14 protein-coding genes and 1 pseudogene are annotated in these 14,665 nt (G+C 45.3%); 2 read left to right on the forward strand and 13 right to left on the reverse strand.

Translation table 11 applies throughout. The features are described 5' to 3' along the window. Positions 1 to 22 precede the first annotated feature (22 nt). The 9 genes from IEX81_RS10315 to IEX81_RS10355 form a co-directional block, all read right to left on the reverse strand. Positions 23 to 1,087, reverse strand: coding sequence for a glycosyltransferase family 2 protein (locus IEX81_RS10315; protein WP_188803013.1), 1,065 nt, complete (start codon positions 1,085 to 1,087; stop codon positions 23 to 25). Between the two features lie 5 nt (positions 1,088 to 1,092). Next, on the reverse strand, positions 1,093 to 2,508 hold the full coding sequence (locus IEX81_RS10320) for an O-antigen ligase family protein (protein WP_188803014.1): 1,416 nt from the start codon (positions 2,506 to 2,508) through the stop codon (positions 1,093 to 1,095). Between the two features lie 48 nt (positions 2,509 to 2,556). Continuing rightward, positions 2,557 to 3,795 (reverse strand): glycosyltransferase family 4 protein, encoded by a 1,239-nt coding sequence (locus IEX81_RS10325; RefSeq protein ID WP_188803015.1) that lies wholly within the window; start codon positions 3,793 to 3,795, stop codon positions 2,557 to 2,559. After that, the gene (locus IEX81_RS10330; RefSeq protein WP_188803016.1) at positions 3,752 to 4,912 is read right to left on the reverse strand and encodes a glycosyltransferase family 4 protein; all 1,161 of its coding nucleotides are present in this window, start codon (positions 4,910 to 4,912) and stop codon (positions 3,752 to 3,754) included. Before IEX81_RS10330 ends, IEX81_RS10325 begins: the two co-directional genes overlap by 44 nt. 8 nt (positions 4,913 to 4,920) lie before the next feature. Continuing rightward, positions 4,921 to 5,907 carry a GDP-mannose 4,6-dehydratase gene (gmd, locus tag IEX81_RS10335; RefSeq protein ID WP_188803018.1) on the reverse strand — a complete coding sequence of 329 codons (987 nt, stop codon included), beginning with the start codon at positions 5,905 to 5,907 and terminating at the stop codon, positions 4,921 to 4,923. 58 nt (positions 5,908 to 5,965) lie between these two features. Then, positions 5,966 to 6,907: a GDP-L-fucose synthase family protein gene (locus tag IEX81_RS10340; protein ID WP_188803019.1), complete on the reverse strand. Its 942-nt coding sequence runs from the start codon at positions 6,905 to 6,907 to the stop codon at positions 5,966 to 5,968. Positions 6,908 to 6,926: 19 nt separating this feature from the next. After that, positions 6,927 to 7,628, reverse strand: a complete 702-nt coding sequence (locus IEX81_RS10345) for a sugar transferase (protein WP_188803021.1) — start codon at positions 7,626 to 7,628, stop codon at positions 6,927 to 6,929. A 105-nt stretch (positions 7,629 to 7,733) separates the two neighbouring features. Continuing rightward, a complete protein-coding gene (locus IEX81_RS10350; RefSeq protein ID WP_188803223.1) occupies positions 7,734 to 8,429 on the reverse strand; it encodes a CpsD/CapB family tyrosine-protein kinase in 696 nt (231 codons plus the stop codon). After that, positions 8,416 to 9,177 carry a YveK family protein gene (locus IEX81_RS10355; protein ID WP_188803023.1) on the reverse strand — a complete coding sequence of 254 codons (762 nt, stop codon included), beginning with the start codon at positions 9,175 to 9,177 and terminating at the stop codon, positions 8,416 to 8,418. Before IEX81_RS10355 ends, IEX81_RS10350 begins: the two co-directional genes overlap by 14 nt. A 324-nt stretch (positions 9,178 to 9,501) precedes the next feature. On the opposite strand from IEX81_RS10355, the gene IEX81_RS10360 reads away from it, so the two are divergent. Continuing rightward, positions 9,502 to 10,971: a right-handed parallel beta-helix repeat-containing protein gene (locus IEX81_RS10360; protein WP_188803025.1), complete on the forward strand. Its 1,470-nt coding sequence runs from the start codon at positions 9,502 to 9,504 to the stop codon at positions 10,969 to 10,971. Positions 10,972 to 11,433: 462 nt separating this feature from the next. On the opposite strand, the pseudogene IEX81_RS10365 reads toward IEX81_RS10360, so the two are convergent. Then, a pseudogene (locus tag IEX81_RS10365) lies at positions 11,434 to 11,637 on the reverse strand (IS1634 family transposase N-terminal domain-related protein); the annotation flags it as partial. Positions 11,638 to 11,770: 133 nt separating this feature from the next. After that, entirely contained in the window at positions 11,771 to 12,679 is a 909-nt protein-coding gene (locus IEX81_RS10370; protein WP_188803028.1) for an AEC family transporter, read from the reverse strand. Between the two features lie 431 nt (positions 12,680 to 13,110). Here IEX81_RS10370 and IEX81_RS10375 point away from each other — a divergent pair, with 431 nt between their 5' ends. Further along, positions 13,111 to 13,749, forward strand: coding sequence for a histidine phosphatase family protein (locus IEX81_RS10375; RefSeq protein WP_188803030.1), 639 nt, complete (start codon positions 13,111 to 13,113; stop codon positions 13,747 to 13,749). 437 nt (positions 13,750 to 14,186) lie between these two features. Here the strand turns inward: IEX81_RS10375 and IEX81_RS16590 are convergent, their stop codons facing one another. Further along, positions 14,187 to 14,354, reverse strand: coding sequence for a hypothetical protein (locus IEX81_RS16590; protein WP_229727562.1), 168 nt, complete (start codon positions 14,352 to 14,354; stop codon positions 14,187 to 14,189). A gap of 65 nt (positions 14,355 to 14,419) precedes the next feature. Next, positions 14,420 to 14,548 (reverse strand): helix-turn-helix domain-containing protein, encoded by a 129-nt coding sequence (locus IEX81_RS10385; RefSeq protein WP_188803032.1) that lies wholly within the window; start codon positions 14,546 to 14,548, stop codon positions 14,420 to 14,422. Positions 14,549 to 14,665: the final 117 nt, after the last annotated feature.

Here is a 14,665-nt window from a genome sequence, read left to right on the forward strand (position 1 = left end):
GAGTTTTTCATAATACAGGTAATTAGCTGTGAAGCATTTTACGTGGGAGTGTTGTCACCCGTTTGGCCATCCGTCGAAATCTTAAAATAATATAAAAAAGCCAAACTGACCTCTTCAAGAAAAAAAATATAATCTTTACTTTTTTTCTTTGTACCAACAACTCGCTATAATCATTCATAAATATCTTATTAGCTGTTCTCATAAATTTCTCTTTATTTTCAAGATATTTACTATATGACATCAATTCGTTTATCATTTCGTTTATCAGCCATTTTGAATTAGCTACTTTTTTTCTATTGATCAGCAAGTCTTGTAGATGCCACAGATTATTTATATAATATTTAATGCAAGATATTGGAAGCGCCTCAGGATATTCTGATTCAATAAAGCGCATCATTTGATTTAGAGCTTCACAATGGTCCAGAGTTTTTATTGAAAAGGTATGTGCAATGCTCTTTTCTCTTTGAAAATAGTAATACATTTTTTTATTTAGCACAGCAACTTTCGTAGATATATTAAAAATCTTGTAAGTTGTAAATTCGTCTTCAAATAATTTACCTTTTGGGAATTTTACTTTATCCCATAGTTCTTTTTTATAAAGTTTATTCCATACATAAGTTTGACATTGATGATTTACAATCGCACTAATTACAGCCTGTTGTTTCGTGTACAGAATTACTTTACTATGATTGTCCAAGTCCTTAATATCTTTGTCATGAAAGAAAGTCTGATACCCAACCTCGGCAATGTCACAGTCATTTACACTGATTGTATTGTATAGGAATAGATACATGTCTTCATGTATATAATCATCACTGTCAACAAATCCTATATAGTTCCCTCTTGCAAGATCTATCCCAACATTTCTTGCATCGGATAATCCCCCGTTTTTTTTGTGAATGACTTTAATTCTTTTATCTATCTTTCCATATTTATCACAGATTTGACCTGAGCGATCAGATGATCCATCATCGATCAATATGATCTCAAGATCTTTATAAGATTGACGGATGATACTTTCAATACACCTTGATAAGTATTTTTCCACATTGAAAACGGGCACCACTATGCTTATTAATGTTTTCATTTTTTTCAAGTCTCCTTTACAATCGATAAACGGTGATCATGATTAATCCCCACTTGTTCTTCTGGTTTAGGTAGATTTGAAAAACTGCCCACTTTAAAGTATTGGGTTGCTGTCTCTGATAGACGATTATCTAAAGAATAGCCAATCTTCAGGTCAGCAATATATTTACTTTGTAGCAATGCAATCCATAAATACAGCTGGATTAACGACAGCGAATCAAACTGCAGTTGGGAATAAACGACCAGAAAAATCATTAATTTCGAAAAATTTCCTCCTCGGAGACTGAGGGCGAAATACAGAGTTAGCAGAAAAGCCGCAATTCCGAGCAATCCCATTTCAGAAGCAAGCCGGGCAAACATATCATAGGTATGCAGATTATAGTCATCAACTGCATTGCTCAGTTCCTGGGCTTTTTGAAGATCCGCGGGATTAATGGAATTAAAATGGGCGACATAGGCATAGTGATAGTTTCCTAGCCCGTATCCGATCAGCGGATGATCCATAAAGGACTCGAAGCCGATCCTCGTATACGTTGCCCGGATCATGGTCGATGTGTCGTTTCCCGCCGATCCCGGATTTTCAATCATGTTCGCCATTCTGTAGAAATGATAGGAATTTAATCCGAATATGTTCTGAACGAAAATCATATTTGTCAGGACGATGACGGCGGCGCAGGACAGCAGCAGGACAAACATCCGTTTGAAAAAGATTCTGGAGTTAGACGTCAGGAATAAATAGGCGACGATAAAGACCAGGATATCCAGATAGAACCGGATCGAGAGTGAAAACAGGGACAGGATGAAAAACAGAACGACAATCATTTTATGGTATCGGGTCAGAAGCCCTTTATTCTTTAAAATAACGACCGCGGGAAGCAGCAGCAGGTTCGTGTGGAGGCTGATAAAAGACGGTTCTGAAAAACTGAAATGTATTCGTCCGTCTGTAATATAACCGGTTCGCTCAACGAAAAAGTGAATGATCGAGCTTAAGAATCCGCTCGACGCTCCATAGACGTAGAGAAATTCAAGGAAGCCGACAGCAACAGCGATGCTGTAACCGCGAATCATCCACAGAAACAGCTTCGTGAACTTCGTATCGTCGCCATCGCACTCATTTACGAACAGCTTGAAGGCCAGGTAGCAGGCGAATCCGCTGCCCAGAGTCTCGGACGCGTTGATCAGGCCCACAAACTGATAATGGTTCATAGTCACCTGAACGAAAGAAATCAGCAGGCAGACGACCAAAAAAGCAAAAATAAAAAACTCAATGCGCCTATACTTCAGCCGGAAAAGTTTGGGCAGCTGGAAAAGTAAATAAACGATAATCAGGAGCACGGAAATGGGTTTATAACCAGAGCCGAACATAAACGGCGAATCATCGATGCAAAATAGAAAAGCCGCGGCATACATGAAAAATTCCATAAAAACCACCTTTAACCTTTCCGACTGAAGGGCCATCCGATCAGGCAATCAGAGTCCCATCAGCAGTTGTTTATATTTCCCGATCGAAAGTTCTTTTCTCAGATGCTGCTCCAGATATTGTCTTCCTCTCAGGCCCATTTTTTCCCGCTGTCCGCGGTCCATCATGTAGAAGGAGCGAATCAGCGCGGCCGCACCCTTGTAATCCCGGGGTTCGACCACCCGGCCGCAGCTGCTGCCTGCAATCAGCCGCTCGGCTTCGCTTCCTTTTTCCAGTACGCCGAGAACCGGCTTGCCCGCCGCCATCACTCCATAAATCTTGCTTGGAACCGAAACGCCTTTGATTCCTTTCTGATTGACGACCAGGTGTACATCCGCCGCATTCAGTGAATACCTAATAAAATCTTTTGGCTGGTAAGGTAGAAAGAAAACATTCTTGATGGCCTCTTCATCCACAAACTGCTGCATCTGTTTTTTGACAGCCCCCTCGCCGATAAAAACGAAAGCCAGGTCGTCAAATTCCGCGAAATCTTTCGTCAGTTTAATCAGATTTTCAAGATCATAATAAAGACCGATATTTCCCGAGTACATCACGACAAACTTGTCTTTCAAATCGTTTTCTTCCAGAAAACGATTTACATGCCATTCTGTTTTCGGAAGGGGAACGATTTCATCTTCGTCGGTCCAGTTGTGAATCACCTGATACCGGGGAACCTTATGATACAAAAAACGGTTTTTCAAAGTTTCGGCCATGTCCTGACCAACCACCACGATGTTGTCCGCATGTCTGCAGCTGAATTTGTCCACCAGCCGGGCAATCTTAAAAATCAGTTTGCTTTTCGTGAAGCTTACGGCAGCCGCCTGTTCCGGATTAAAGTCCTGAATGTTGTAAACGTGTTTGGTACGCTTCAGGAATTTGCCGATCGTGCCGATCAGTCCCCCTAACACAGGCGGAGTCGATATCGTATAAATGATATCCACGGATTTTTCCCTCAGCAATGCCAGGTGCGCCAAAATAAAATAAGCAAAAATATAGTTGATCCTGCTGATTTTAGATGTTTTATCGACCCTCGGAAGCTTCAGCCGGATCACCCGAATGTCCTCGAGTGTGCCGACTTCAATCAATCGGCCGGCCTTGCCTTCTCCTCCGGCGTATCCTCCCGGCTGAGCGGCAATGACTGTCACTTGGAAGCTGTCCTGAAGCGCCAGGCAGAGCTCGGTAATGAGCTGGCCGGTTGAAGCCGGATCAGGATAGAAATAATTGATGACGAATAAGATTTTTTTCTTCATCCGTATCGCCCCTCTCAAACACTGAAATAAGTCCCTCGATATAGTGATCCATCGTATACTTTTTCAAAAACGTTTTTCTGCCGTTTAAGGCATACTGTTCATACAGCGCTTTGTCCGTGATCAGGCTCTTGATTGCGGCGGCAATGCTGTACCGGTTGATCACGTCCAGCACGATGCCGCTGTCCTCGATCAGTTCAGGAATTGCTCCCTGGGAGGATGAGATGATCGGCAGGCCGGCCGCCATGCCTTCAATAATCGAGATCGGCTGGCCCTCAATTTTATAGCTGGTCGGCAAAGCCATGACATCGGACTTCAGAAGCAGCTGCTTTTTTTTGACCCCGGTTACCGTCCCCAAATAACGGATTCGCGAATCGAGACGTTCCTGAGCGACCCGGTTCATCAGTTGTTCAAACAGCTTCCGGTCGTAAACCTGGCCGGCAAGCAGCAGCTGAATATTGGCATGCTGCCTGAGCAGATCCATGGCGGCTAAAATCAAATGGCTGAATCCCTTCGCTTCGATCAGATTGCTGAGGTAGAGGATCGTAAAACAGTGCCCCTCCCCGTTTTTCACCTTAGAAAAGGATTCAATCTCCTGCGCCCGAATAAGATTTCTTCCGATGCCATTGGGAATGACTTCAAGCCTCTTGGGTAAGTTCATAAAATTTTGGGAAAGCCCCCGACTCAGGACGATACCCGTGTCAATTTTTTTCATCATGTTAAAAATAAATTTCGTCAGGATCGGATGAAGAGATTCCAGGACATTTTTTAAGTTGTTTCCATGCAGATGAGCGACAATCTGATTCACTTTTCCGGAAACCAGAAGAATGATGACCGCATCCCGGATCAGACCGAGTTTCGTCTGAGAGATCGATAAGTAAACGATGTCCGCCTGCCCTTTCCCGACTATTCGCCGGACACGAATGGCGCTGCCTATATCCTGGAAAATTTTAATAAGCGAAAATTTTCCGCCGCTGTTTACTCTCTTCCTGTTCGTATTGATCACTGTAACCTGAAATTTCTCTCTGGTGTCCTCCGACTCGGTAAGATGCCGGATTGCCAGGCTTTCTCCATGAATCGGCGGGGGGACGGGACCTATCACGAGAAGTCGACGTTTCATAGGCTCGCTCACAGCGCCATTCTGCGGACGGGTTCGTTCACTTGCAGCCGTTCAAGGTCATGGTCAACCATCATATGAACCAATGCCCGGAAGTCGACGCTCTTCTTCCATCCCAGCTTCTTCTCAGCCTTTGAGCAATCTCCGAGCAGCAAGTCCACTTCAGCCGGCCGCATGAACCGTTCATCCTGAACCACGTAGCTTTTCCAGTTCAGGCCGACATATGAAAAGGCCGTCTCTACGAATTCTCTGACAGAATGGGTCTCCCCGGTCGAAATAACGTAATCATCCGGCTGGTCCTGCTGAAGCATCAGCCACATCGCCTTCACATAGTCACCGGCAAAGCCCCAGTCTCTTTTGGAGTCCAGATTGCCCAGACGCAACTCATTCTGAAGACCGAGTTTGATTTTGGCCACGCCATTCGTGATTTTCCGGGTCACAAACTCCAGGCCGCGCCGCGGAGACTCGTGATTGAAAAGGATCCCCGAGCAGGCGAACATGCTGAAACTCTCACGATAATTGATCGTCATCCAATGTCCGTACAGTTTCGCGGCACTGTATGGGCTTCTCGGATAGAACGGCGTCGTTTCTCTCTGCGGTACTTCGGCTACTTTTCCGAACATCTCGCTCGTGGACGCCTGGTAGAAGCGTGCGTTCGGTTTGATCAGGCGAATGGCCTCGAGCATGTTTGTCACGCCGAGTCCCGTCATCTCCCCTGTCGCAAACGGCTGATTCCACGACGTACCGACAAATGACTGGGCCGCCAGATTATAGATCTCGTCCGGATCGGCGATCTGCACAGCCCGGATAAGCGAGGCCAGATCGGTCAGGTCACCGTCGATCCATTCCAGCTGATCCTTTATGTGTTCCACGTTGACGTAAATCGGCATGCTCGTTCTTCTTCTCAGCGCGAAAACTTTATAACCTCTTTTCAGCAAAAATTCCGATAGGTAGGAACCGTCCTGTCCTGTTACACCAGTAACCAATGCTTTTTTCATGTACTTCCCTCCGTTATTTTATAGAATCTTCCGCCAGCAGTTTCACAACCTTTGATCGTCAATTGCCAACCTTGCTTAATGTGTTCAGGAAATCCTGATAAGTCCTTTTCAACCCCTGATCCAGCGAGATGTTCGCTTTCCACCCCAGAGCGTGAAGCTTCGTGACGTCAACAATCTTTCTCGGCGTTCCATCCGGCTTTGACGAATCGAAATGAATATCACCCGTGTAGCCGATCACTTCTTTAACCTTCTCCGCCAGTTCCCTGATCGTCAGCTCTTTTCCGACTCCGATATTGACAATTTCATTGCCGTCATAATGGTTCATCAAATAAATGCAGGCATCCGCAAGATCATCCGAATGGAGAAATTCCCTTTTTGGACGGCCTGTCCCCCAGACAACGACATAAGGATCATGGTTCATTTTCGCTTCATAGAATTTCCTGACAAGCGCCGGAAGCACATGGGACGTCATATAATCATAATTGTCATTTGGTCCGTACAGATTGGTCGGCATGACTGAGATATAATGGGTTCCATATTGCGCGTTGTAGGATTGGCACATCTTGATCCCGGTGATTTTGGCAATCGCGTACGCTTCATTGGTTGCTTCCAGTTGCCCGTTTAGCAGCTCCGTCTCCTTGATCGGCTGTTCGGCAAATTTCGGATAAATGCAGGTGCTTCCGAGAAACAGAAGCTTCTTTACTCCTGTCTTATATGACCAGTCAATCACATGGGTCTCAATCATCAGATTTTCTTTGATGAATTCGGCCGGGTAGCTGCTATTCGCCATGATTCCGCCGACCTTGGCGGCGGCAAGAAAAACATAATCAATGCTCTCATTTTGAAAAAAAGCACCTACTTTCCGGTAATCGGTTAAGTCCAGTTCAGCATGTGTGCGAAACACCAGATTGCGGAAACCCTGTGCTTCCAGGTTTCTGACTATGGCCGAGCCGACCAGCCCTCGATGACCGGCAACATAAATCTTTGCGTCTTTTTCCATAACGGAAACCTCCTTCTTATCAGTAGGCATTTTTTGAACCGAGCAGTTGGAACAGCGTTTTCAAAATTAATTTAAAATCATTCGCAATACTTCTGTGCTGAATATAGTGCAGATCCAGTTTCACCATTTGATCAAAGCCGAGGTCACTTCTCCCGCTGACTTGCCAGAGTCCCGTGCATCCGGGTTTGACAAGCAGTCTCTGCAAGTCGTATCCCGAGTATTGCTCAACTTCTCTCGGGAGAGGGGGCCGCGGACCGACCAGGCTCATCTCCCCTTTCAGCACATTGACCAGTTGGGGGAGTTCGTCAATGCTCGTTTTGCGAAGAATACGGCCCACCCTGGTGATCCGCGGATCTTTTTTCATCTTGAACATAGCTCCCGTTGTCTCGTTCTGATCAGCAAGGCCGTCCAACATTTGTTCGGCATTCGGAACCATCGAACGAAATTTGTAAATATAAAATTTTCTGCCGTTTTTCCCGATACGAATTTGTTTAAAAAAAACTTCTCCGTGCGGATCGTCCCATTTAATCATCAGAGAAACGATGAGAAAAACGGGTGACAGTAATATGAGCCCAATAAATGCAGAGAACAGATCCAAAACTCTTTTGGCCAGTTCATAAACTTTTTGATCCTTTAATTTTTCACTAAGCATTTCTGAACTTTTGCTGATTCCAGCGTTATAAGGAGTCTGAATTTCTGTTTGTACCCTTGATAAGGCCATCTTTATCCCTCCGTCAGAAATAAACGCCAATATAACAAGAAGCCTGCCCCTTTTTTCCGTCAATAGAATGCCGCTGTTTTCTGCGGCGATGCTTCCTCCTTTCTATCATCCCGCCCTGTAACTGCGGCCTTTTCGCTCTTTCTTTGTCACTTTCAAATCATTAAGAACAACGCCGAGAATCCTGGCCTTTGCTTCTGACAGGCATTCCGCCGCTTTTCTAGCATCATCGACTTCCGTTGATCCGCTTCTTACGACGAGCAGAGTGCCGTCGCAAAGATTGGCCAGCACCTGGGCATCCGCCACATCAAGAATCGGCGGAGAATCGATAATGATCACATCGAACAGATTCCGGAATCGGTTGACGAACCCGGCCATCTCCGTTGAACTGAGCAGATCGGCCGGGTTCGGCGGAACCGGTCCGCTCGTCAGGATTGAAAGGTTGCCAATGCCCGACTGTTGCGCAATATCTTCAAATCTGCTGTTCTTTGTCAACAGCGTGGTCAGGCCGTCTCTATTGGGTAAATGAAAGGTATAGTGCATACTCGGCGTGCGCATGTCCGCATCGATCAGCAGGACTTTCCTCCCCTGCTGAGCCATGACCACGGCCAGGTTGGCCGCCGTGGTCGACTTTCCCTCATTCGAACCCGATGAAGTCACCATGATCGCTTTCAGACCGCCGCCTGCTTTGGAGAACTCAATGTTCGTCCGGATTTTCCGATACTGTTCGGCGAATGACGATTTTTCCTTATAATAAGCAACCAGGCTTCGCGGTCTTTTATCCAGAATTTTACTTTGCCTCAACGTGTTCACCCCCGATGAGTCGTTCACAGTTCGCCGCGGCGGCGAATGATTCCGGTTTGATTTCCCGATATCTGCCGATATGGGAGACGGCTCCGATGACCGGAAACCCGAGCTTCCGTTCCACATCTTCTTCAGTCTTGATCGTGTTATCCAGATAATCCAAAAGAAAGGCGAGTCCGACCGATGCGATCAGGCCGATAACGATTGAAATAGCGATATTCATCATCAACCTGGGTTTGACCGGAGTTGAGCTTGCGGCCAGTTCCGCCGGTGAAAGCACATTGACGTTATCCACTTTCATCACTTTCTGAACCTGTGTTTTGAAAACGTCGGCCACGCCATTGACGATACGGACGGAAAGCTCAGGACTTCCTGTTTCCGCAGTCAGCGAAAAAATCTGTGAATTTTGAACCGTGTTTACCGTCAGCATCCCCTGCAGCTGTCCCGCCGTCATATTCAGATTAAGATTCCGAATCACCTGGTTCAGCACGGTGGGATCATCGATGATCACGCTGTACGTATTCACGAGCTGCACGTTGGTCTGGAGCGCGTTTGTGTCATAGAGCGTTGACTGATTCGCATTTGACTGATTGACAAGAATACGGGTGGACGCGTCGTATTTCGGTTTCATCAGATAGTGGGTGACAAGCGCCCCGGCGGCTCCCGCAAGCAAAGTGACGGTAATAATCATCAACAACTGCTTCTTCAACATGTGGAAAATGTCTTTTAAACTAATGGCCTCTTTCATATTCTTCCTCCAAATTTAAGAGTGAGCGCTTCACGATCCGTCAGATCCCGTTCATTGAAAAATTCATTAGATACGCTCCTGCTCTTCTAGTTGCTGTGGCTTCACGATCCAGCTGCTGCCTGTCCTCTCCGCATTCAAAACTCTTTCACCCTATGCCGCTGAAAATCTGTCTATCCCTTCTCTTATTAATAGATATCTTACAGAATAGGCCGTAACAGCTTCATTACATGATGAACGAACAATTTCCCTATGTTGATGCAAGGGTACAAGCTGGACAATATGCGAAACATATACTATACAGAAACGAGCAAAGAGGTGATTAATATGGAAAAACTAGCAGATATTATGAAAAACTTCACGGACAGAATATCTGGCTATTATTCCGATATTGAATCCACTGTCAGTCGGGTATCGGAGTACCCCGTCACTATATCTCAGTTCGGTGCGGTCGGCGACGGCGTTACCGATGACGCCCCCGCATTCAATCGTTTAATAACGGCCTACGGCTCTAATCCCGTAACCGTCCTGTTAGACAAAGTGTATAAAATCAAATCAAACATCGATCTTCCAAGCAACTATCATTTGATCGGAATCAACGGTGCCCAAGTGGTTCCCGATGCAAATGTTCAATTTGACGCGGCGAATATGGAAAGAATTGAGATCAATACACCCTTCCACGGCTACTATACGAATGGGTCCAGGTCTGACTTAAAAATTAAAGATGCGAAAGTCACGGCGGGCGGATACGGAATCCTTCTCAACAACAATGCCCAAGGCAGTAACCTTGAAATCAGCAACAGCAGTATCAAAGCCGGCGCGGATGCCATTGAGATAAACACAACCGCCGGCAACTTCAGCGGTATTAAAATTATTGGCAATTCAATCAACGCCCTCGGCGACAGCACTGCGGCTACCGCCGGGTTTGCGGTCGGTATCGCTAGGGGAAAAGATATTGTTGTGAGCGGGAATATTATCGAACATTCACGAAATGAGGCTGTACACATTGAAGACGCTCAGGAAAGAGTCATTGTCTCCAATAACGTCATCAAGGATTGCTTGCGGGATGGCGTCCGTCTCCTGAATCAGACAGGCGCAAAACCGGTCATTTTAACGAACAACCACATTAAAAAACTGGCAAGCGACCACACAGGAAGCGGCATTTATGCCGTGTACGACCCAAGGGGAACGCTGACCGGCAGTACACTGACCGGCAACATTGTAGAGGGATTTGATCGCGGGCTTGATCTTGGAGCCGATGCTGTTCACCATATCGATGGCTGCAGCATTCTTGATTGCAATACAGCCGTATCCTTATGGACCGGCAGAACGTCAGGAACGATTTTTGCCAAAGATTGTCCGACGCTGGCCCAAGGCGGACCTGGATCACGATTCGGAAAGATCATTTCACTGACCGAACCGGCAGCGATCCTTCAGTATACGGGCACGCAGGGCTATCAAGGAACAACATTGGAAGGGTTTTCATTTAAAAAGGCTGCGGTCACGGCACCCAATAACGGCTATACGGATTACACCCTGTTCAAACTTCCAACCGCCTTTGACGGAAAACTGGTCCTCAAATATGCGAATAACTATGATCGTATCTACTTTACGGCTGACGTTACGTACAGCAACCACTCTCTGACCATCAACCACCAGTGGAACGCAAGCAATGGCGTAACGGCTGCTCCCTATCTAAAAATGGTCAATAACAATCTGGTCGTTAATTTTTATTCCGCCGCAAGCAGGCAGGTCGGCTTTGATATCGATTTCGAAGGCGTGTTCTATCAGGAATAAAAAGGATTCTTCCAATTTTGAAAACGGCTCCGAATCCCGATTAAATTATTCCGAAACAGAAAAAAGTTAATCCGAAATCAAAAAAGGTTACGCCTAAGCAGACAAAAAGGGTTCCGAAATTTTTCACATTCTCCTTTCTGTTAAACTGTTGCACAGTTTCTGTTTCTATTGCGTACTAATAATTTTAAGCAGCCTATTTATTATCTGCGTACTCTCAATCAAGCATAAAAAAAAACCGTCTGTCCACTGACGACAAGGTCAGCGGGCAGACGGACTATTTATTTTCAATCAGAAGCGTTTGTCAATTCTTATAATTCAAGAATGTAGAAAAGAAAAATCATCACGTCTCTCATTCAATCCGGAAATAAGCGGCATTTTCAAATACAGTGCTTAAGTACCCGTCTATTACAGAACGGCTTAAAGATGGGAACCGAATTCTGGATTGTTGATTTCAGTGTCCGAAGCGTCTCTTTGGGAGAGATACCGAGAAATACTGTCGACCAGCCGTTTGAGCGCGTCCATGTCAACCTGGTCTTCACGCCCAAAAGAATAGATCACCTTCGCCTTGGCGTATTTGGTCACGGGATCCCACTCATTATGCGCCAGTTGCAGATAAGCCACTTCACTGCCATCTTTATTTTTTCGGGAAACTCTTCTAAGATACATGCCCATATTATAGTCAAATTGTTAATTTTTATCAATTCAAAGGATTCATGCATATATGCCTATGGATGAATACATTGCATGAAGTAAGCCCAAACGGTTGATCATTGGACCGAACTTGTGCCAAGTCAATAGCCTAAAGAATGTTTAACAAGACGGTCAGCGACAGAATGCTAAAAATGGTTGTAATCAGCGTGCAGCTTGAGACAAATTGCGGCCTTGCATCGAATTGAATGGCATACAGTGTCGTATTGGCCGCGCTCGGCATCGCCGACATAACGACGATGACATTTCTCAGCAGATCGCTCATCGGAAAAAGCAGACACACACCATAGGCAATGGCCGGCGAGAGGATCAGCCGAATCAAAGTAGCCCAGCTGATCCGCCCCCACTTCATCTTCCGGATCGTGACATTGGCCAGCTGCATCCCAAGTATAATCATCACTACGGGAATTGTCGCGTTGCCGACAAGTTGAATGCTTGCGAAAAGATTTGCCGGTAGGTGAATATGAAACTGCTGAAGCAAAATGGCGGGAATAATCACATAGTTCGACGGCTGCCTCAAAACCGTCTCAACCGACATTTTCACGCCGCCCCGGCCATTCGCCGCAATGTAAACACCGACAATGCCCATCAGAATCGCATGAATAATCATCAGCGGCATACCATAAGCCAGACTCTGTTTCCCGAACGCAAACAAAATAATCGGAATACCGTAATTTCCGCTGTTCGGAAAAATGGTCGACAGCAGAAACGCATTTTCATCCTTCTTATCAAATTTCAGAAATCTGCCGGCCACAATCCCCAGCACGATCAGAATAATCATAATCAGAACGGATGTAATAGTAATATAGAAGAAACTGAGATTTAAAGGCGTTGTATAGAATGTCTCAAAAACCAGAAACGGCAGCAGGAGATAAACCGCGAGCGTCGAGATCGGTTTCAAGTCCAGCATAAAGATTCTCTGCAAGATAAAACCGCTGACAAAAATGAGAAACACTGGCAAAATAACTTCAAAGAATATAAGAATAGGGCTTCCCTCCATCGATACATCACAAATCAGACGATAAAATCCCGGGATATCGACAACTTAACATTATCGAAGCACCGAGTCTATCGCTCCAAAAACGTATAAAAAGGGTGCACATGGTATGTACATTAAAAGTACAGCTTAATTAAGCCGCAAGTATCTATGGATCCATGCTTACTCTAACACACATGTCACCTTTCGTAAAAGTTCATTTCTGCCTGTGTGAAAAACGGGATTCAGGTGCCATTAAAACTGAATGCCATTCATGTTGGCTTCCTTTTTATTATTCACTGTCCATCCTTATTTCAAAGCGCGTCATCCGGCATAGAAAAATACTCAATCTTTTGCTATAGTGTATTTTGCGGGCCGTGAAACAAGCAGTACAATAACTGTCTGTTGCAGGCAATCACAAAACGAGCCATAAATTCCGGAGGAGTTTATCTGAGATGAAAACGATATATCTTGTCAGACATGGAGAAACCTTTTTTAACAAAACCGGCAAAGTGCAGGGATGGTGTGACTCGCTGTTGACGGAGACGGGTATCGCCCAGGCTGAACGTGTCGGCAAAATGTTCAGAAAAAATCACACAACTTTCGATGCTGCCTGGATCAGCGACATGGGCCGGACCCGAAAAACAGCAAATATTATTCTTGACCAGTCGAACAATAACACAGTTGATCTTCACGAGACGCCTCTTCTTCGGGAAACTTCTTTTGGAAGATTCGAAGGTGGAAGCAGTGAAGACATGTGGCACGAGGTGGGCCGGGTTATCGGCAAGCCGGATTTCACAGATTCCTTTCCAAGCGCCGAAAAAATCCTTGCTCTAGAAGGAATTAAGAAATTGGATACCTTAAAAATCGCCGAGAATTTCGATGATGTCAAAGTCAGAGTCCTCCTCCTGCTTAAAGAGCTTGAGAAATCCGACCGCTCGGTGATTCTGCTCGTCAGCCACTCGCTGTTCATCAGCATTTTACTGCGCGTCATCGGCAATATCGATGCAGATCATGTCCCCAATGCCAGTATAACGAAAATCATTTATAAAGAGGGCGAATTCCATCCGGCATATGTCGGGAAGGTCGAGTAATCTAAACCGGACAGGCAAATCTGCAAATCATCCAAAAACTTACGCATCTCCGGATTACAGTTCATCCGAATCCGGATGAAGTTGCTCCGAAATGAGTAAAAGTTAATCCTAAATCACAAAAAGTTGCTCCAAAATAAGAACAAATGCTGATGAATGATTAGAAGCGTCTTAAGCTATTAAGCGAACTGTTTCGAAAGTTGGTTTCCGTGATCAGCGCTGAGTCTTTTTCTGACGGATTTAAGTCGGGAATGATGCTTGCGTCTGAAGTATTCTCTCAAAATGCGATTTTAACCCATAATCTTTAAGTCTGTTTGCAGTAAAAGGGACGCTTTTCAGCGCCCCTTTACTGCTCAGCAGTTTTATATATCTCGGCTTCCATGTAAAATAGAGTGTATTTCTATCCATCATCCTGCACAGCAAAGGACAGAAAAACGATTTCACGTATTTTTTCGGCCCACTTTATCGGTTAGTTTTTGGCGCTTTTTTTGGAACACATCGGAAAAATCATAACGGGCAGAATCCTGAGAAGCCTGTTGATCTGCCTCGTGCAATGCTCTGCCGATTCGGTCTGCCGATTGAATCGCTTCATATTGTTCCAGGCGCATGACTACCCTATCGCCATAACCGTTTTTTGTATCGGCTCTTTCCCTCACGGACAATGCGAGAAATTTCAGTAAAGCATCTTTTCCAAATATCGATAGATGCTGGCCTCTGAAGTGCTCAGCTCTTTAGAAGCGGTGCTGACAATGCCTTTTAAAAGGAAGACTCCGTTTTCATTAAGCTGCCGGATCACGTCCATTTTCTCTTCCTGAAAGTGAATAGTCCAGTATTGAATAGCAGAAATTCAACCAAATCTCACGAAAAAAGCCGGGATAAATTTTCATCCCGGACCTTGTTAAAGGAGCCCATTCATCCC

The sequence above is a fragment of the Sporolactobacillus putidus genome, from assembly GCF_014647035.1.
Lineage (GTDB): Bacteria > Bacillota > Bacilli > Bacillales > Sporolactobacillaceae > Sporolactobacillus > Sporolactobacillus putidus.

Bases quoted from the DNA above. Each gene is read 5' to 3' on its own strand.
- IEX81_RS10315 (WP_188803013.1), bottom strand. From the start codon at position 1,087: ATGAAAACATTAATAAGCATAGTGGTGCCCGTTTTCAATGTGGAAAAA.
- IEX81_RS10320 (WP_188803014.1), bottom strand. From the start codon at position 2,508: ATGGAATTTTTCATGTATGCCGCGGCTTTTCTATTTTGCATCGATGAT.
- IEX81_RS10325 (WP_188803015.1), bottom strand. From the start codon at position 3,795: ATGAAGAAAAAAATCTTATTCGTCATCAATTATTTCTATCCTGATCCG.
- IEX81_RS10330 (WP_188803016.1), bottom strand. From the start codon at position 4,912: ATGAAACGTCGACTTCTCGTGATAGGTCCCGTCCCCCCGCCGATTCAT.
- gmd (WP_188803018.1), bottom strand. From the start codon at position 5,907: ATGAAAAAAGCATTGGTTACTGGTGTAACAGGACAGGACGGTTCCTAC.
- IEX81_RS10340 (WP_188803019.1), bottom strand. From the start codon at position 6,907: ATGGAAAAAGACGCAAAGATTTATGTTGCCGGTCATCGAGGGCTGGTC.
- IEX81_RS10345 (WP_188803021.1), bottom strand. From the start codon at position 7,628: ATGGCCTTATCAAGGGTACAAACAGAAATTCAGACTCCTTATAACGCT.
- IEX81_RS10355 (WP_188803023.1), bottom strand. From the start codon at position 9,177: ATGAAAGAGGCCATTAGTTTAAAAGACATTTTCCACATGTTGAAGAAG.
- IEX81_RS10360 (WP_188803025.1), top strand. From the start codon at position 9,502: ATGGAAAAACTAGCAGATATTATGAAAAACTTCACGGACAGAATATCT.
- IEX81_RS10370 (WP_188803028.1), bottom strand. From the start codon at position 12,679: ATGGAGGGAAGCCCTATTCTTATATTCTTTGAAGTTATTTTGCCAGTG.
- IEX81_RS10375 (WP_188803030.1), top strand. From the start codon at position 13,111: ATGAAAACGATATATCTTGTCAGACATGGAGAAACCTTTTTTAACAAA.
- IEX81_RS16590 (WP_229727562.1), bottom strand. From the start codon at position 14,354: ATGCGCCTGGAACAATATGAAGCGATTCAATCGGCAGACCGAATCGGC.
- IEX81_RS10385 (WP_188803032.1), bottom strand. From the start codon at position 14,548: ATGGACGTGATCCGGCAGCTTAATGAAAACGGAGTCTTCCTTTTAAAA.